This is a genomic window from Pseudomonas sp. SORGH_AS_0211 (assembly GCF_031453455.1).
GTDB lineage: Bacteria > Pseudomonadota > Gammaproteobacteria > Pseudomonadales > Pseudomonadaceae > Chryseomonas > Chryseomonas aestiva.
Genome location: NZ_JAVIZV010000001.1, coordinates 2,130,053 through 2,148,091, shown reverse-complemented (window position 1 = coordinate 2,148,091; position 18,039 = coordinate 2,130,053). Strand labels below are relative to the sequence as shown.

Annotated in this window: 17 protein-coding genes; 16 read left to right on the top strand and 1 reads right to left on the bottom strand. The window is 65.7% G+C overall.

Translation table 11 applies throughout. From position 1 onward, the window contains the following. Positions 1-87 precede the first annotated feature (87 nt). From QE393_RS10020 to QE393_RS09975, 10 genes are all read left to right on the top strand, one after another. Positions 88-828, top strand: coding sequence for a response regulator (locus QE393_RS10020; RefSeq protein WP_273806202.1), 741 nt, complete (start codon positions 88-90; stop codon positions 826-828). Beyond that, positions 818-2,266, top strand: coding sequence for an ATP-binding protein (locus tag QE393_RS10015; RefSeq protein WP_273806203.1), 1,449 nt, complete (start codon positions 818-820; stop codon positions 2,264-2,266). Before QE393_RS10020 ends, QE393_RS10015 begins: the two co-directional genes overlap by 11 nt. A 124-nt stretch (positions 2,267-2,390) precedes the next feature. After that, positions 2,391-3,653, top strand: a complete 1,263-nt coding sequence (locus tag QE393_RS10010; RefSeq protein ID WP_273806204.1) for an ABC transporter substrate-binding protein — start codon at positions 2,391-2,393, stop codon at positions 3,651-3,653. 133 nt (positions 3,654-3,786) lie between these two features. Continuing rightward, entirely contained in the window at positions 3,787-4,704 is a 918-nt protein-coding gene (locus QE393_RS10005) for a carbohydrate ABC transporter permease (protein ID WP_058792075.1), read from the top strand. After that, on the top strand, positions 4,697-5,527 hold the full coding sequence (locus tag QE393_RS10000; RefSeq protein ID WP_007158674.1) for a carbohydrate ABC transporter permease: 831 nt from the start codon (positions 4,697-4,699) through the stop codon (positions 5,525-5,527). Before QE393_RS10005 ends, QE393_RS10000 begins: the two co-directional genes overlap by 8 nt. An 11-nt stretch (positions 5,528-5,538) precedes the next feature. Next, positions 5,539-6,639 (top strand): ABC transporter ATP-binding protein, encoded by a 1,101-nt coding sequence (locus QE393_RS09995; protein ID WP_273806205.1) that lies wholly within the window; start codon positions 5,539-5,541, stop codon positions 6,637-6,639. A 128-nt stretch (positions 6,640-6,767) separates the two neighbouring features. Then, positions 6,768-7,673, top strand: coding sequence for a carbohydrate kinase (locus tag QE393_RS09990; protein WP_310043250.1), 906 nt, complete (start codon positions 6,768-6,770; stop codon positions 7,671-7,673). A 40-nt stretch (positions 7,674-7,713) separates the two neighbouring features. Then, positions 7,714-8,925, top strand: a complete 1,212-nt coding sequence (locus QE393_RS09985; RefSeq protein WP_273806207.1) for an AGE family epimerase/isomerase — start codon at positions 7,714-7,716, stop codon at positions 8,923-8,925. A gap of 62 nt (positions 8,926-8,987) precedes the next feature. Next, positions 8,988-10,388: a carbohydrate porin gene (locus QE393_RS09980; RefSeq protein WP_273806208.1), complete on the top strand. Its 1,401-nt coding sequence runs from the start codon at positions 8,988-8,990 to the stop codon at positions 10,386-10,388. A 92-nt stretch (positions 10,389-10,480) separates the two neighbouring features. Continuing rightward, positions 10,481-10,654 carry a DUF1289 domain-containing protein gene (locus tag QE393_RS09975; RefSeq protein WP_183629732.1) on the top strand — a complete coding sequence of 58 codons (174 nt, stop codon included), beginning with the start codon at positions 10,481-10,483 and terminating at the stop codon, positions 10,652-10,654. An 88-nt stretch (positions 10,655-10,742) separates the two neighbouring features. Here QE393_RS09975 and QE393_RS09970 read toward each other — a convergent pair whose 3' ends face one another. After that, the gene (locus QE393_RS09970; protein WP_273806209.1) at positions 10,743-11,618 is read right to left on the bottom strand and encodes a LysR family transcriptional regulator; all 876 of its coding nucleotides are present in this window, start codon (positions 11,616-11,618) and stop codon (positions 10,743-10,745) included. A gap of 141 nt (positions 11,619-11,759) precedes the next feature. Between QE393_RS09970 and leuC the strand changes: the two genes are divergently transcribed. The 6 genes from leuC to QE393_RS09940 all read left to right on the top strand — a co-directional run bounded on the left by leuC (position 11,760) and on the right by QE393_RS09940 (position 17,994). Then, positions 11,760-13,184, top strand: a complete 1,425-nt coding sequence (leuC, locus tag QE393_RS09965; protein ID WP_310043248.1) for a 3-isopropylmalate dehydratase large subunit — start codon at positions 11,760-11,762, stop codon at positions 13,182-13,184. Between the two features lie 11 nt (positions 13,185-13,195). Next, positions 13,196-13,840: a 3-isopropylmalate dehydratase small subunit gene (gene leuD, locus QE393_RS09960; protein WP_310043247.1), complete on the top strand. Its 645-nt coding sequence runs from the start codon at positions 13,196-13,198 to the stop codon at positions 13,838-13,840. A gap of 45 nt (positions 13,841-13,885) precedes the next feature. After that, on the top strand, positions 13,886-14,650 hold the full coding sequence (locus QE393_RS09955) for a methyltransferase domain-containing protein (RefSeq protein WP_310043245.1): 765 nt from the start codon (positions 13,886-13,888) through the stop codon (positions 14,648-14,650). A 19-nt stretch (positions 14,651-14,669) separates the two neighbouring features. Continuing rightward, positions 14,670-15,752, top strand: coding sequence for a 3-isopropylmalate dehydrogenase (gene leuB, locus QE393_RS09950; RefSeq protein WP_310043244.1), 1,083 nt, complete (start codon positions 14,670-14,672; stop codon positions 15,750-15,752). Between the two features lie 56 nt (positions 15,753-15,808). Continuing rightward, complete coding sequence (gene asd / locus QE393_RS09945; protein WP_133860861.1) at positions 15,809-16,921, top strand: aspartate-semialdehyde dehydrogenase; 1,113 nt, start codon at positions 15,809-15,811, stop codon at positions 16,919-16,921. A 77-nt stretch (positions 16,922-16,998) separates the two neighbouring features. Further along, positions 16,999-17,994, top strand: a complete 996-nt coding sequence (locus QE393_RS09940; protein ID WP_310043243.1) for an aspartate-semialdehyde dehydrogenase — start codon at positions 16,999-17,001, stop codon at positions 17,992-17,994. The last annotated feature ends 45 nt before the right edge of the window (positions 17,995-18,039 follow it).

The following is an 18,039-nucleotide window of genomic DNA, read 5'->3' as shown; positions in this document are numbered from 1 at the left end:
CGACTACTCAAGGTCGCCCGGCCCCGGTATGCTGCCGGCACTACCGGTAGCTGGCCCCTGGCCAGAACAACAAGAGCGAACATCGCCATGTCCACCCTGGGCAAATCCCTCCTGGTCGTCGACGACGACGGGGAAATCCGTGAGCTGCTCGACGCCTACCTCACCCGTGCCGGCTATCTGGTGCGCGCCGTCGGCGATGGCCGCGAATTGCGCCGGGCGCTGGGCGACTTCGTCCCCGATCTGCTGATCCTCGACGTCATGCTCCCCGGCGAAGACGGCTTCGCCCTCTGCCGCTGGATGCGCGAGCAGTCCAGTTGCCGCCAGGTCCCCATCATCATGCTCACCGCCAGTTCCGACGAGGCGGATCGGGTCATCGGCCTGGAACTGGGCGCCGACGACTACCTAGGCAAGCCCTTCAGCCCGCGCGAACTGCTGGCGCGCATCAAGGCGCTGCTGCGCCGTGCCGGCTTCGGCGAGACGCGCCCGGCGGCCACCGGTCTGCTGACCTTCGACGACTGGCGCCTGGATCCGGTCAGTCACCGGCTGTTCCATCGCGATGGCGAGGAAGTGATCCTCTCCGGCGCCGATTTCACCCTGCTCAAGCTGTTTCTCGACCATCCCCAGCAGATCCTCGATCGCGACACCATCGCCAATGCCACCCGCGGCCGCGAGGTGCTGCCGCTGGAGCGCATCGTCGACATGGCGGTCAGTCGCCTGCGTCAACGGCTGAGAGACACCGGCAAGTCGCCGCGGCTGATCCGCACCGTGCGCGGTTCCGGCTACCTGCTCGCCGCCGAGGTCTGCGGACTGGTCGCCGATGCGGTGTAGCGGTCCGCTCGTGCGGCTGGTGCCACGCTCCCTGCTGGCGCGGATGCTGCTGCTGACCCTGCTGGCGGTGCTCCTGGCCCAGGGCGCCTCGGCGCTGTTCTGGTCGGCGTCCCTGCGCAGCGACCGCAACCAGGGCCTGCAGACCGCCGCCCGCAGCCTGGGCTATTCCATCGCCGCCAGCGTGCGCTATTTCAGCCTGCTGCCGCCGGCCTATCGGCCACTGGTGCTGGAGCAGTTGCGCAACATGGGCGGCACGCGCTTCTTCGTCTCACTCAACGAAAAACCGCTGACGATGCAGGCGCTGCCGGACACCCCCGGCCGCCGGGCGGTGCTCCAGGGGGTCGAGGCGGTGCTGCGCGAGCGCCTGGGCGCGGCCATGCCCATGTATGTGGAATTCATCGGTCCCCAGCAGCTGCGGCTGTTCAACGGCGCCGTGGCGCTCGACGAACTGCCGCGCTCCTGGGCGCACTATGCCCTGAGTCTGGAGCCGCTGGAGCCGCCGGTGCTGGTGACCCAGATCCGCATCGGCGAAGGGGAGTGGGTGTACCTGGCCACGCTGATGCCAGCGCCTTACTACAGCCTGGACGAGTCCTGGCTGCCCTTGCAGCAGCTGCTGTTCATGGTCTTCAGCAGCGCCTTCCTGCTGCTGTTCATCGGCCTGCTGATCCGCTGGCAGAGTCGTCCGCTCAAACGGCTGTCGCGTGCCGCGCGGGAGCTTTCGCTGGAGGTCCATACGCCGCCGGTGCGCGAGGAGGGCGCCCAGGAGATCCGCGAGGTCACCCGCGCCTTCAATGCCATGCGCGAACGCATCGCCCGCTACCTGGACGAGCGCGCCCAGCTGTTCAGCGCCATCTCCCACGATCTGCGTACCCCCATCACCCGGCTGCGCCTGCGCGCCGAGCTGGTGGACGACGAGGTGATGCAGGCCAAGCTGGTGCGCGATCTCGACGAGCTGGATCTGCTGGTCAAGGGTGCCCTGCAGTGCGTCAAGGACACCGACATCCACGAGAACCTGGAACCGGTCGACCTGCAGGCACTGCTGGAACAGCTGGTGGAGCCCTTCACCCAGGAGCAGCCCCCGCGGGTGCGCCTCACCGGAGAAGCCCGGGGTACCCTGCTGGGCAAGCCACTGGCGCTCAAGCGCTGCATCGGCAATCTGCTGGACAACGCCCTCAAGTATGGCTATCGCGCCCACCTGCAGGTGGAAGACGACGGCCATGCCTTCGTCCTGCACGTCGACGACGAAGGGCCGGGGGTGCCGGAGCAGGAACTGGAGCAGGTGTTCCAGCCCCATGTCCGCCTGGCCACCGACCGCCATGGCTACGGCCTGGGCCTGGGCATCGCCCGCAACCTGGCTCACGCCCATGGTGGCGAAGTGGAGCTGCGCAATCGCCGCGAGGGCGGTCTGCGGGTCACCCTGACCCTGCCGCGCAGCTAGGCGTCTGGCTTCCGCTATGTCACCAGTCCGTGACAAAACTCCTTCCCTTCGTTACCCACGGCCGCAGTCGTCTGACTAGACTTGGCCCAGCTCCAATAAAAAAACAACAAGGAACGACCCTCTCATGAATGCGTTGAATCGTCTCGCTCTCGCCGTTTCCCTTTCCTGCGCCGCGCTCGCCGCCCCCCTGACCGCCCATGCCGGTGAGGTCGAGGTGCTGCACTGGTGGACCTCCGGTGGCGAGGCTCGCGCCGTCGATGTCCTCAAGCAACTGATGCAGAAGCAGGGCGATACCTGGAAGGACTTCGCCGTGGCCGGTGGCGCCGGCGAGGCCGCCATGACCGTGCTCAAGACCCGCGCCGTCTCCGGCAATCCGCCATCCGCCGCCCAGCTGAAAGGCCCCGACATCCAGGAATGGGCCAGCATGGGCTTCCTGGCTGACATCAGCGACATCGCCAAGCAGGGCAACTGGGACACCATCCTGCCCAAGCGCGTGGCCCAGACCATGCAGCACGATGGCGAGTACGTCGCCGTGCCGGCCGGCATCCACCGCATCAACTGGCTGTGGATCAACCCCGCCGTCTTCAAGAAGGCCGGCGCCAAGGTCCCCACCACCCTGGACGAATTCTTCGAGGCCGCCGACAAGCTCAAGGCCGCCGGCGTCGTGCCCCTGGCCCATGGTGGCCAGAACTGGCAGGACGGCACCATCTTCGAATCCCTGGTCATGGCTATCATGGGTCCGGAAGGCTACGACAAGGTCTTCGTGCAGACCGATGCCGACACCATCCGCAGCGACAAGATGGTCGAGGTGTTCAAGACCTTCAAGCGCATCAAGGGCTATGTCGATCCCAATGCCGCCGGTCGCGACTGGAACCTGGCCACCGCCATGGTCATCGAGGGCAAGGCGGGCATGCAGATCATGGGCGACTGGGCCAAGGCCGAATTCACCGCCGCCGGCAAGAAGCCGGGCGTCGACTACGAGTGCGTGGTGATGCCGGGCACCCAGGGCGACTTCATCTACAACATCGACTCCCTGGCCATGTTCAAGATCAAGAACAAGGACAACCAGAAGGCCCAGGACGACCTGGTGCGCACCGTCATCGACAAGCCCTTCCAGGAGGTATTCAACCTCAACAAGGGCTCCATCCCGGTGCGTAACGACATCGACCTGGCCAAGTTCGACAGCTGCGCCCAGCAGTCCGCCAAGGACTTCCAGGCGGCCAATGCCGATGGCAAGGCCGAGCCGAGCATGGCGCACAGCATGGCCAACACCAGCTATGTGCAGGGTGCGATCTTCGACGTGGTGACCAACTTCTTCAACGACGCCAACGCCGATCCGAAGAAGGCCACCGAGCAACTGGTCGCTGCCATCCAGGCCGCCAAGTAAGGTCAATCGCGACCATGGCGGTCCGCCGCTGCGGCCGCTCCTGCAGACGCCTGATCGAGCTGTAGGAGCGGCCCATGGCCGCGATCATCCAGCTACCTGACGCCAAGATAATACCACCCCTTGGGAGCGCCCCATGGCTCTTACCGAAACCCTTCCCGTCGCGACCGTCAGTCGACGCCCGGACCGGCTGCAGCGCCTGCTGCCCAAGCTGGTGCTGGCGCCCACGGCCATCGCCATGGTTGTCTGCCTCTATGGCTACATGCTCTGGACGGCGGTGATCTCCTTTACCAACTCGCGCTTCCTGCCCAGCTACAACTTCGCCGGCTTCGCCCAGTACGCGCGACTCATGGAAAACGATCGCTGGCTGGTGGCCTGCAAGAACCTGGCGATCTTCGGTGGCCTGTTCATCCTGTTGAGCCTGGCCATCGGAGTCTTCTTCGCCATCCTGCTGGACCAGCGCATCCGCCGCGAAGGCTTCATCCGCACCATCTACCTCTATCCCATGGCGCTGTCGATGATCGTCACCGGCACCGCCTGGAAATGGCTGCTCAACCCCGGCATGGGGCTGGACAAGCTGTTGCGCGACTGGGGCTGGGAAGGCTTTCGCTTCGACTGGCTGGTGGATCCCGACCGGGTCATCTACTGCCTGCTGATCGCCGCCCTCTGGCAGGCCTCGGGCTTCGTCATGGCCATGTTCCTCGCCGGTCTGCGCGGCGTGGATTCCTCCATTCTGAGAGCCGCCCAGGTCGACGGGGCAGGGCTGCCGACCATCTACCTGCGCATCGTCCTGCCCAGCCTGCGGCCGGTGTTCTTCAGCGCGGTGATGATCCTCGCCCACATCGCCATCAAGAGCTTCGACCTAGTCATGGCCATGACCGCGGGCGGTCCCGGCTACGCCTCGGACCTGCCGGCGGTGTTCATGTACCAGCACACCTTCACCCGCGGCCAGATGGGCCTGGGTTCGGCCAGTGCGGTGCTGATGCTCGGCGCGGTGCTGGCGGTGCTGGTGCCCTACCTCTACTCGGAATTGCGGAGCAAGCGAAATGGCTAAGGCTCTGAACGTCAATCGCGTGGCCATCCACGCTACCCTGATCATCGCCTGCGCGGTCTATCTGGTGCCGCTGCTGGTGATGCTGCTGACCAGCTTCAAGACCCCGGACGACGTCCGCACCGGCAACCTGCTGAGCCTGCCCCTGGACTGGACGATCATCGGCTGGCTCAAGGCCTGGGACGTGGTGCACAGCTACTTCTGGAACTCCTTCATGATCACCGTCCCGGCGGTGCTCATCTCCACCTTCATCGGCGCGCTCAACGGCTACGCCCTGTCGAAGTGGCAGTTCCGCGGTTCGAATCTGCTGTTCAGCCTGCTGCTGTTCGGCTGCTTCATTCCCTTCCAGGTGATCCTGCTGCCGATGTCCTTCACCCTCGGCCAGCTGGGCCTGGCCAACACCACCGCCGGCCTAGTGCTGGTGCACGTGATCTACGGCCTGGCCTTCACCACGCTGTTCTTCCGCAACTACTACGTGGGCATCCCCGATGCCCTGATCAAGGCGGCGCGGTTGGACGGGGCGGGCTTCTTCACCATCTTCTTCAAGATCCTGCTGCCGCTGTCCACGCCGATCGTGATGGTCAGCCTGATCTGGCAGTTCACCCAGGTATGGAACGACTTCCTGTTCGGCGTGGTGTTCGCCAGCGGCTCGTCGCAGCCCATCACCGTGGCCCTGAACAACCTGGTCAACACCAGCACCGGCGCGAAGGAATACAACGTCGACATGGCCGCCGCCATGATCGCCGCGCTGCCGACGCTGCTGGTCTACATCTTCGCTGGCAAGTATTTCGTCCGGGGCCTGACCTCGGGCGTGGTCAAAGGATAAGGAAGGCCACCATGGCAGCTCTCGAACTCAAAAGCGTACGCAAGACCTACGGCAACGCCGCCCAGGAAGCCCTCAAGGGCATCGACATCCGCATCGACGCGGGTCAGTTCCTCATCCTGGTGGGCCCCTCCGGCTGTGGCAAATCCACCCTGATGAACGCCATCGCTGGCCTGGAAGACATCAGCAGCGGCGCCATCTGCCTGGACGGCGAGGACGTCACCCAGGTCGAGCCCAAGGACCGGGACATCGCCATGGTGTTCCAGTCCTACGCCCTGTATCCGACCATGACCGTGCGCGAGAACATCGCCTTCGGCCTGAAGATCCGCAAGACGCCCAGGGAGCAGATCGACGCCGAGGTGGCGCGGGTCAGCAAGCTGCTGCAGATCGAGCACCTGCTCGAGCGCAAGCCGGCGCAGCTCTCCGGTGGCCAGCAGCAGCGGGTGGCCATGGGTCGCGCCCTGGCGCGCCGGCCCAAGCTCTATCTGTTCGACGAGCCGCTGTCCAACCTCGACGCCAAGCTGCGGGTGGAGATGCGCACCGAGATCAAGCTGATGCACCAGCGCCTGCAGACCACCACCGTCTACGTTACCCACGACCAGATCGAAGCCATGACCCTGGGCGATCGGGTCGCGGTGATGAAGGATGGCGAGGTGCAGCAGTTCGGTACTCCGGAGGAGATCTACAACGATCCGGCCAATCTCTTCGTCGCCAGCTTCATCGGCTCGCCGCCGATGAACTTCGTGCCGGTGCGTCTGGAAGCGCGCGAGGGCAGGGTGGTCGCCCGCGTCACCGGCGATACCGGCGACAGCCAGGTGGATTTGCCCGATCTGGATCCGGCGCTCGCGGGCCGAGAGGCTATCCTTGGGGTGCGTCCGGAGCAGATCCAGTCGGCGCATCCGGCGGACAACGCGGTGCCAGGCATCCTGACGCGGGTCCAGGTGGTCGAGCCGACCGGTCCCGACACCCTGCTGTATGCCGAATGGAACGGCACCAAGGTCTGCTGCCGGGTCGCTCCGGGCGAAGCGCCGCGGGCCGGCGACCAGGTGCTGTGGCGGATCGATTCGCGACGGGCGGTGCTGTTCGATCCTGCGAGCGGTCGCCGACTTTCTTGAACGTAGCTCATGGCTGAAACGTTACAGCAATGGTAAGGTCCGCCCGCCGCCGCGCCTGACGTCGGGTCGCGGCCCTACCAGAGGCCAGGAGTGCATCTCCGGCCGCCGTGACAGACAGGAGAACAACAATGGCACTACCCCGCGTCGTGGTCTTTGGCGAAGCCCTCACCGACATCGTCCAGGGTAATCCTGGCGAATGGCGGGGTTATCCGGGCGGTGCTCCCTGGAACGTGGCGCGTGGCCTGGCACGGCTGGGCGTGGCAAGCGCCTTCGGCGGCGCCATCAGCCAGGACGGTCTGGGTGACGAGATCGCCTGGCAGTCGGAAACCGCCGGCCTCGATACCCGCTTCCTGCAGCGCGTCGCCGCCGATCCGCTGGTGGCCATCGTGCCGTCGAGCCGTCCGCCGCGCTATTTCTTCGCCGGCGAAGCCGATCTCCAGTTCGACCCGGCGCTGCTGCCCGAAGGCTGGCTGGAGGCCGCCGAGGTCTGCCATTTCAGCTGCATCAGCCTGGCTCGTTATCCGCTGGCCGACACCCTGCTGGACCTGGCCCGCCAGGCCAAGGCCGCTGGCAAGCGCCTGAGCTACGATCCCAACTGGCGCAACCTGATGGACGATCGCTATCGCCAGCAGACCTTCCCTGAGCTGGTGCGCCTGGCCGACGACATCAAGCTGTCCGACGAAGACATCCGCCAGATCTATCCGGGCCTGGACGAGCGCGCCGCGCTGGACGAATTGCGCGCCCTCAATCCCCATGCCCGCATCCTCTTCACCCGCGGCGAGCACGGCCTGGTGCTCTATACGCCGGAAGGCGAGTGGCAACAGGCCGCCATCGCCGTGGACGTGGCCGACACCGTGGGTGCCGGTGACGCCTGCATGGCCGGCTGGCTGGCCGCCGGCCTGCTGGGCCTGACCGATCTGCAGCAGCGCCTGAGATTCGCCGCGGCCAGTGCCTCGGTGTCCTGCCGCCATGCCGGCGCCTATGCGCCGACCCGTGCCGATGTCGAAGCCCTGCTGCAGGTGAGTCCCCACTAGAGCGCTTTCCCACAACAACAATAGACGCCAAGGAAACCCGATGGACTTCCCCGATTTTCGTCGTCGCGACACCCTGCTGGAGCACGTCCGCCACACCCTGGCGTTCTACCATCCCCGCTGTGTCGATCCGCAGGGCGGCTTCTATCATTTCTTCAAGGACGACGGCACGGTCTACGATCGCCAGACCCGCCACCTGGTCTCCAGCACCCGCTTCGTCTTCGATTTCGCCATGGCCTACCGTCACTATGGCGATCCGGCCTTTCTGGAAGCGACCCGCCATGGCCTGAGATACCTGCGCGAGCGGCATCGCCAGGCCAACGGTGGCTATGCCTGGCTGCTCGACGGCGACAAAGTGGTGGATGGCACCAATCACTGCTATGGCTTGGCCTTCGTGGTGCTGGCCTACGCCCACGGCCTGCAGGCGGGCATCCAGGAAGCGCGCAACTGGCTGAGCGAAGCCTGGGAATCCCTGGAGACCCATTTCTGGCGTGAAGCCGATGGCCTCTATGTCGACGAGATCAGCGCCGACTGGCAGACCGTGGCGCCGTATCGCGGCCAGAACGCCAACATGCACGCCTGCGAAGCCTTGCTGGCCGCCTTCGAAGCCAGCGGCGAGGTGCGCTACCTGGATCGCGCCGAGACCCTGGCGCGCAACATGACCCAGCGTCAGGCGGCGCTGACCCAGGGGCAGGGCGGGGTGGCCGACGAGGTCCCCGGTGGCCTGGTCTGGGAGCACTACCACAGCGACTGGTCCATCGACTGGGACTACAACCGCGACGATCCGGCCAACCTGTTCCGGCCCTGGGGTTTCCAGCCGGGGCACCAGATCGAATGGGCCAAGCTGCTGCTGATCCTCGAGCGCCATCGCCCCCAGCCCTGGTTGCTGCCGCGGGCCCAGGCGCTGTTCGATGTCTCCTGGCGCCTGAGCTGGGATGGCGAGCACGGCGGTCTCTACTACGGCTTCGCCCCGGATGGCTCACCCTGCGATCCGGACAAGTACTTCTGGGTGCAGGCCGAGGCCCTGGCCGCCGCCGCGTTGCTCGCGGAGCGCAGTGGCAACGCCCGCTACTGGGAACACTATGAGGCGCTCTGGCGCTACAGCTGGACGCATTTCATCGATCACGAGCACGGTGCGTGGTGGCGCCTGCTCGACCGTCGGAACCACAAGTACTCCGACGACAAGAGTCCGGCCGGCAAGGTCGACTACCACACCATGGGTGCCTGTTACGAAGTCCTCAACGTCCTGCCGTAAGTATTAGAGACGCGGGTTTCGGGCCCTGGGTGTCATCACTTCAATAAAAAGGGATCTCAGTAATGAACAAGCAAAACCACAAGAATCGTCCGGGGCGCGCACTGCCCCTCGTGTCGCTGCTGGCCCTGGCGGTCGCCGCGGGTGCCCAGGCGGCGCCCCAGGCCAACCCGGGTGGCAACTTCAGTGGCGTCAACAACACCGAGGCCGCCTTCGAGCCGCTGGGCAACACCATGACCGGTGACTGGGGTGGCGTGCGCAAGGACCTGCGCGACAAGGGCTGGGACATCAAGCTCGAATACGTCGGCGAAGGCGCGACCAACCTGCGTGGCGGCTACGACGACGATCGCACCGGGCGCTGGAGCTCCCAGTACATGTTCGGCCTCTGGGGCGACATGAACAAGATTGCCGGCTGGGAAAACTCGGTGTTCAAGCTGGCCATCACCTCCCGTGACGGCCGCAACCTGACCGACGACCGCATCACCGATCCGCGCGTCGGCGGCTACTCCTCGGTGCAGGAAGTCTATGGCCGTGGCCAGACCTGGCGTCTGACCCAACTGTGGCTGTCCAAGGGCTTCTTTGATGGCCGTCTGGACATCAAGGCCGGTCGCTTCGGCGAAGGCGAGGACTTCAACTCCTTCGAGTGCGACTTCCAGAACCTGGCGTTCTGCGGTTCCCAGGTCGGTAACTGGGAAGGCGTCTGGTACAACTGGCCGGTCAGCCAGTGGGCCCTGCGCGTCAAGTACAGCCTGACCCCCGAGCTGTTCGTCCAGGTCGGTGCCTACGAGCAGAATCCGTCGCTGCTGGAAACCGGCAACGGCTTCAAGCTCAACGGCAGCGGTACCAAGGGTGCGGTCCTGCCGGTGGAAATGGTCTGGTCGCCCAAGGTCAACGGCCTGCCGGGCGAATACCGCGTCGGCTACTACTACAGCACCGCCGATGCCAACGACGTCTACGAAGACGTCAACGGCAACTCCGCCGCCCTCACCGGGCTGGATTACAAGGAGCACTCCAGCAAGCACGGCTACTGGGTCGTGGCGCGTCAACAGATCACCGCGCACAACGATGATCCGAGCCGCGGCCTGTCGGTGTTCGCCAACTTCACCGCCCATGCCAAGGACGTCAACAAGGTCAGCAACTACGTCCAGGCCGGCCTGGTGTACAAGGGCCCCTTCGATGGCCGTCCCAAGGACGACATCGGCTTCGGCGTCGCGCGCATCAGCACCAACAGCGACTTCCGCGACAACCAGCGCGCCCTCAACCAGGCCGCCGGTGCCACCGACTACGATGATCCGGCCTACACGCCCCTGCAGCACAACGAGTACGACGCCGAGCTCTACTACGGCGTGCACGTGACCAACTGGCTGACCGTGCGCCCCAACCTCCAGTACATCAAGAGTCCGGGTGGCGTGCGTGAAGTTGACAATGCCGTGGTGGGCGGCCTGAAGGTTCAAGCGGTTTTCTAAATCGCCCCCATAGCCCGCCATCCTGCCGGATGGCGCTGGACAGGGCCCTGCAGTGGTTATACTGCAGGGCCTTTTTCATTTCCGAGGTTGCCGTGGGTAAGGTCGAAAGTCCCTGCATCAGCCAGTGCAAGATCAAGGACGAAGTCTGCCAGGGATGTGGCCGCAAACGCTCAGAGATCAAGGGCTGGAAGGAGCTGAAGGACCGCGAGCGCAAGGAAGTCATCGACAAGTCGAAGAAGCGCCTGAAAAAGCTCAAGAAGGGATAGGGCTGCCGTCGAACATCGTTATCGCGGCCATGGCCGCGATAACGATGTCGGAAACGCCTGCCTAATCAACAGGCATACCCCGAACCCGCTACTCCCGCTCCACCTCATCCAGCAATCCCATGAACGCCTGCGCCGCATTCGAATGGGTGCGCTCGGTATGCAGGATGTACCCCAGGCGCCGCTCCAACTGAATCCCCGGCAGCGGCAGCCGGCGTACCTGATCGTCCAGCAGGGTCCGCGGCAGCACGCTCCAGGCCAGGCCGATGGACACCAGCATCTTGATGGTCTCCAGGTAGTTGGTGCTCATGGCGATATTGGGTATCAGCCCCTGGGCATCGAACAATCCATGCACGATCAGCCGGGTAAAGGTATTGCCGCCGGGAAACACCGCCGGATGCCGCGCCACATCGGCCAGGGTGACCTCCGCCTGGTTCGCCAGCGGATGTTCGGGCGCCGCCACGAAATCCAGCGGATCGCTCCACACCGGCACCGCCTTGATCGGCGCCGCGGTCTGGGGCGCCAGGGTGATGATGGCCAGCTCCACCCGCCCATGCAGGATTTCGTCGTAGGCGGCTTCCGAATCGAGAAAGCGGATATCCAGGGCGACGTCGGGATAGTCCCGGGTGAAGCGCCTGAGGATCGGCGGCAACCGGTGCAGGCCGATGTGGTGACTGGTCGCCAGCGTCAGCCGGCCACCGATGGCACCATTGAGATTGGTCAGCGCCCGCCGGGTGTCATCGATCACGTCTAGAATCTGATAGGCGCGGGGGAGCAGGGCGCGTCCCGCCTCGGTCAGGCTGACCTCGCGCCCGATGCGATCGAACAGTCGCAGCCCCAGCTGCAGCTCCAGGGCCGCGATGCGCTTGCTCACCGCCGGCTGGGTCAGGTGCAGGCGCTCGCCAGCGTCGGAGAAGCCGCCGGTTTCGGCCACCGCGACAAAGGCGTTCAGATTGGCGAGGTCCAAGACGTCGAATTCCTGTTTGTTATGCGCTTCATGAAAAAGATGAATTTGTTTCATGCGAGCCTAGCGCGGTATCTTTGACCCCACAAGCACCAAGGGCATGCAAAGGCCCGTGCCGTTCCACGCCTGATGAGGAATCCACCCATGGCTGGCAAGACGCTCTACGACAAACTCTGGGATATGCATCTGGTCAAGCAGCGCGACGACGGTTCCGCGCTGCTCTACATCGACCGCCACATCATCCACGAAGTGACCTCGCCCCAGGCCTTCGAAGGCCTGCGTCTGGCCGGCCGCAAGCCCTGGCGTCTGGACGCCAACTTGGCAACGCCCGATCACAACGTGCCGACCACCCCCGATCGCAAGGAAGGCCTCGATTCCATCAAGGACGAGATCTCGCGCATCCAGGTCCGCACCCTGGACGAGAACTGCGACGACTTCGGCGTCACCCAGTTCAAGATGAACGACGTCCGCCAGGGCATCGTCCACGTGATCGGCCCGGAGCAGGGCGCCGTGCTGCCCGGCATGACCGTGGTCTGCGGTGACTCCCACACCTCCACCAACGGCGCCTTCGGTGCCCTGGCCCATGGCATCGGCACCTCCGAGGTCGAGCACGTGCTCGCCACCCAGTGCCTGGTGGCCAAGAAGATGAAGAACATGTTGGTGAAGGTGAAGGGTGAGTTGCCCTTCGGCGTCACCGCCAAGGACATCGTCCTCGCGGTGATCGGCAAGATCGGCACCGCCGGCGGTAACGGCCATGCCATCGAATTCGCCGGCAGCGCCATCCGCGCCCTGTCCATGGAAGGCCGCATGACCATCTGCAACATGTCCATCGAAGCCGGTGCCCGGGTCGGCATGGTGGCGGTGGACCAGACCACCATCGACTACGTCGAGGGTCGTCCCTTCGCGCCCACCGGTGCCGTCTGGGAGGCCGCGGTTGCCCAGTGGCGCGGCCTGGTGTCCGATGCCGACGCCCAATTCGACACCGTGGTCGAACTCGACGCCACCCAGCTCAAGCCGCAGGTCAGCTGGGGCACCTCGCCGGAGATGGTCCTGGCCGTCGACCAGCAGGTGCCGGACCCGGCTCGCGAAGCCGATCCGGTCAAGCGCGGCTCCATCGAGCGCGCCCTGAAGTACATGGGCCTGAAGGCCAACCAGCCGATCACCGACATCGTGCTGGACCGCGTCTTCATCGGCTCCTGCACCAACTCCCGCATCGAGGACCTGCGCGCCGCCGCCGCCGTGGCCAAGGGCCGCAAGGTCGCCGCCACCCTCAAGCAGGCACTGGTGGTGCCGGGCTCCGGCCTGGTCAAGGCGCAAGCCGAGCGCGAAGGCCTGGACAAGGTGTTCATCGAAGCCGGTTTCGAATGGCGTGAGCCGGGCTGCTCCATGTGCCTGGCGATGAACGCCGACCGCCTGGAGAGTGGCGAGCATTGCGCCTCCACCTCCAACCGCAACTTCGAGGGCCGCCAGGGTGCCGGTGGCCGTACCCACCTGGTGAGCCCGGCGATGGCCGCCGCTGCCGCCATCGCCGGTCGTTTCGTCGACGTCCGCGACTTCGCCAACGCCTGAGGAGCCTGACCATGCAAGCCTTTACCCAGCACACCGGTTTGGTCGCACCCCTGGATCGCGCCAACGTCGACACCGACCAGATCATTCCCAAGCAATTCCTCAAGTCGATCAAGCGCACCGGCTTCGGCCCGAACCTGTTCGACGAATGGCGCTACCTGGACGTCGGCCAGCCTGGCCAGGACAACAGCAAGCGTCCGCTGAACCCCGAGTTCGTGCTCAACCAGCCGCGCTACCAGGGCGCCAGCATCCTCCTGGCGCGCGAGAACTTCGGCTGCGGTTCCAGCCGCGAACACGCGCCCTGGGCCCTGGATGGCTACGGCTTCCGCTCGGTGATCGCGCCGAGCTTCGCCGACATCTTCTTCAACAACAGCTTCAAGAACGGTCTGTTGCCGATCATCCTCAGCGATGCGGACGTCGACGAGCTGTTCCGCCAGGTCGAAGCCGCCGAGGGCTACCAGCTGGTGGTCGATCTCGAGAGCCAGACCGTGCGCCGTCCCGATGGCGTGGCGCTGTCCTTCGAGATCGATGCCTTCCGCAAGCACTGCCTGCTCAACGGCCTGGACGACATCGGCCTGACCCTGCAGGATGCCGACGCCATCGGGAGTTTCGAAGCCCGCTATCGCCAGAGCAGTCCCTGGATGTTCCCCAGCGCCTGAACCCAGTCGCCGGCCCGCGAGGCCGGCGCTCTTTCCGGAGGCTCCATGAGCGGTGACCACGAGCAACACGTACAGCAGCAATTCGGCGCCACCGCCGAGGCCTATCTGACCAGCGCCGTCCATGCCCAGGGCGCCGAGCTCGCCGAACTGCGCGACGCCGTGGCCCAGCGGGAAGGCGCCAAGGTGCTGGATCTCGGTTGCGGTGGCGGTCACGTCAGCTACAACGTGGCGCCGGTGGCCGGGCAGGTGATCGCCCTGGATCTGGCCGAGGAAATGCTCTCGGTGGTCAAGCGCAGCGCGGCCGAGCAGGGCCTGGACAACATCAGCGTCCAGCCCGGCATGGCCGAGCACCTGCCCTTCGGTGATGCCAGCTTCGACTTCGTCTTCAGCCGCTATTCGGCGCACCACTGGCGCGACATCGGCGCGGCCCTGCGCGAAGTGCGCCGGGTGCTGCGCCATGGCGGCGAGATGGCCATCATCGACGTGATCTCGCCGGCCAATCCGCGTCTGGATACCTATCTGCAGACGGTGGAGATCCTGCGCGACATCAGCCACGTGCGTGACTATTCCTTCGCCGAGTGGCATCGCCTGCTGGACATGGCGCGTCTGGGCGTGACCCGCTGCCGCCGCCAGCGCCTGCGCCTGGACTTCGCCAGCTGGACCGCGCGCATGCGTACCCCCGAGCCCCAGTGCCAGGCCATCCGCAGCCTGCAGAGCAAGATCGGCCAGGAAGTGCGGCAGTATTTCGAAATCGACCGCGACGGCTCCTTCACCGTCGACGTCATGGTTCTCTGGGCCCAGCCCATCTGATTTGAGACAGGAAAAGACAATGAGCAAGCAGATCTTCATCCTGCCGGGCGACGGCATCGGTCCGGAAATCATGGCCGAGGCGGTCAAGGTGCTGGAAGCGGTCAACCGCGACCATGACCTCGGCTTCGAACTGGTCCATGACGACCTGGGTGGCGCCGCCATCGACCGCTATGGCGTGCCCCTGGCCGATGAGACCCTGGAGCGTGCCCGTGCCGCCGACGCCGTGCTGCTGGGCGCCGTGGGTGGTCCCAAGTGGGACAGGCTCGAGCGCGACATCCGTCCCGAGCGCGGTCTGCTGAAGATCCGTTCCGCCCTGGGGCTGTTCGGCAACCTGCGTCCGGCCATCCTCTATCCGCAACTGGCCGAGGCCTCGACCCTCAAGCCGGAAGTGGTCTCCGGCCTAGACATCCTCATCGTCCGCGAACTGACCGGCGGCATCTACTTCGGCTCGCCGCGCGAGACCCGGGTGCTGGAGAACGGCGAGCGCCTGGCCTTCGATACCCTGCCGTACAGCGAAGGCGAGATCCGTCGCATCGCTCGCGTCGGCTTCGACATGGCCCGTCTGCGTGGCCGCAAGCTGTGCTCGGTGGACAAGGCCAACGTCCTCGAGTCCAGCCGCCTGTGGCGCGAGGTGGTGGAGGAGGTGGCCAAGGACTATCCGGACATCGAACTCAGCCACATGTACGTCGACAACGCCGCCATGCAGCTGGTCCGCGCACCCAAGCAGTTCGATGTCATCGTCACCGACAACATGTTCGGCGACATCCTCTCCGACGAAGCTTCGATGCTGACCGGTTCCATCGGCATGCTGCCCTCGGCGTCCCTGGATGCCCACAACAAGGGCATGTACGAACCCTGCCACGGCTCGGCACCCGACATCGCCGGCCAGGGCGTGGCCAATCCCCTCGCGACCATCCTCTCGGTGGCCATGATGCTCAGGTACACCTTTGGCGCTGCCGCGGCGGCCGAGGCCATCGAGGCGGCGGTGGGCCAGGTGCTGGACCGGGGCCTGCGGACCGGCGACATCTGGTCGGAAGGCAAGCAGCGGGTCGGTACCCGCGAGATGGGCGAAGCAGTGGTCGCCGCCCTCGCAAGGCGTTAATCTGATCGGCCGCCGGGGGAGGCGGCCGTCCTCAAGACAATAAAGGTGCAGTAGCGATGAAACGTGTAGGTCTGATCGGTTGGCGTGGCATGGTGGGCTCCGTGCTCATGCAGCGCATGCTCGAAGAACGGGATTTCGACTTGATCGAGCCCGTTTTCTTCACCACCTCCAACGTTGGCGGCGAAGGCCCGGCCATCGGCAAGGGCGTGGCGCCGCTCAAGGATGCCTACAGCATCGACGAGCTCAAGACCCTCGACGTCATCCTCACCTGCCAGGGCGGCGACTACACCAGCGAGGTGTTCCCCAAGCTGCGCCAGGCCGGCTGGAAAGGCTACTGGATCGACGCGGCCTCCAGCCTGCGCATGCAGGATGACGCCGTCATCGTGCTGGACCCGGTCAATCGCCGCGTCATCGACCAGGCCCTGGCCGATGGCCGCAAGGACTTCATCGGCGGCAACTGCACCGTCAGCCTGATGCTGATGGCCCTGGGCGGGCTGTTCGAAGCCGGCCTGGTGGACTGGATGAGCGCCATGACCTACCAGGCCGCCTCCGGCGCCGGTGCCCAGAACATGCGCGAGCTGATCCGCCAGATGGGTGCGACCCACGCCGCCGTGGCCGACAGCCTGGCCGATCCCGCCAGCGCCATCCTCGACATCGACCGCCAGGTCGCCGAGACCCTGCGCAGCGAAGCCTTCCCCACCGAGCAGTTCGGCGTCCCCCTGGCCGGCAGCCTGATCCCCTGGATCGACAAGGAACTGCCCAACGGCCAGAGCCGCGAGGAGTGGAAGGCCCAGGCCGAGACCAACAAGATCCTCGGTCGCTTCAAGAATCCCATCCCGGTGGATGGCATCTGCGTGCGCATCGGCGCCATGCGCTGCCACAGCCAGGCGCTGACCATCAAGCTGAACAAGGACGTGCCGCTGTCCGACATCCACGGTCTGATCAGCCAGCACAATCCCTGGGTCAAGCTGGTGCCGAACAACCGCGAGGTCAGCATGCGCGACCTGACCCCGGCTGCCGTCACCGGCACCCTGAGCGTACCGGTCGGCCGGCTGCGCAAGCTGAACATGGGTTCCCAGTACCTGGGCGCCTTCACCGTGGGCGACCAGCTGCTGTGGGGCGCCGCGGAGCCGCTGCGCCGCATGCTGCGGATCCTGCTGGAGCAGTGAGCCGACGGCTAAACGTTTGCCTATAGAGGAGGGCCGCCAGTAAAGTGCGGCCCTCTTTCGTTGCGGACCGTCCTATCATGACTGCCAGAGATATCGCCCTCGTCGGTGCCACCAGTGCCTACGGCGAAGCCATTCGCGAACTCCTCGACGAACGCGACGTGCCCCTCGGGCGCCTGCACCTGCTCGCCAGCGGTGAGTCGGCGGGGCAGAATCTGCCCTTCCGAGGCAGCAATCTGCGCGTCACCGGCCTCGACAGCTTCGATTTCGCCCAGGTCGGCATCGTCATCCTGGCCGCGCCGGCCGCCGTGGTCGAGACCCTGCGGCCGCAACTGGTCGCTGCCGGTTGCGCCGTGCTCGATCTCAGCGGCGCCTCGGCCGCGCTGTCGGTGCTGCCACGCATCAATGGCGACTGCCTCGACCAGCTCCCGGCCGCCGCCTGGCTCGGTGTTCCCCTGGCAGCCGCCCAGGCGGCCGCCAGCGTGGCAGCCGTGCTCGCTCGCTTGAATACACTCCATGATGCTTCCCTGACGGCGTGCCTGGCCGCCTCCGGCGCCGGCCGTGGTGGCGTCGAGGAATTGGCGCGGCAGGCCACTGAATTGCTCAACGGTCGACCGGTCGAGGCGCGGCTGTTCGAAGGACAGCTGGCCTTCAATCTGCTCGGTCGCACCGGCGCAGCGACAGCGGATGGCTATACTGCCCAGGAACATCGTTTGCTGGACGAATGTCAGCAGGTGCTGGGAGCGCGCTTGCCGGTGCTGGACGTCACTGCCGTGCAGGCGCCAGTGTTCTTTGGCGACAGCCTGGCGCTCAGCCTGAGGGCCCAGGCGCCCTGGCAGCTGGAGCAGGTGCGGGAGGCCCTGGGTGACGAGCCGGGCCTGGCGCTCGACGAAGAACTCGATTGCCCGTCTGCCGTGGGTGATGCCCTGGGCCGGGAAGAGGTGCTGGTGGGACGGGTGAGGCTGCATCCGCGGGATGCCCGACGGCTGGAATGCTGGCTGGTGGCGGACAATGTCAGATTATCGGCACTGACGGCCGTTCAGCTGGCCGAATTGTTGCTTAAACAGTCGGCCTAAAAGATACTTCGTGAAATGCTTCGCTCTTTTGGCTTGAGCAAAAGG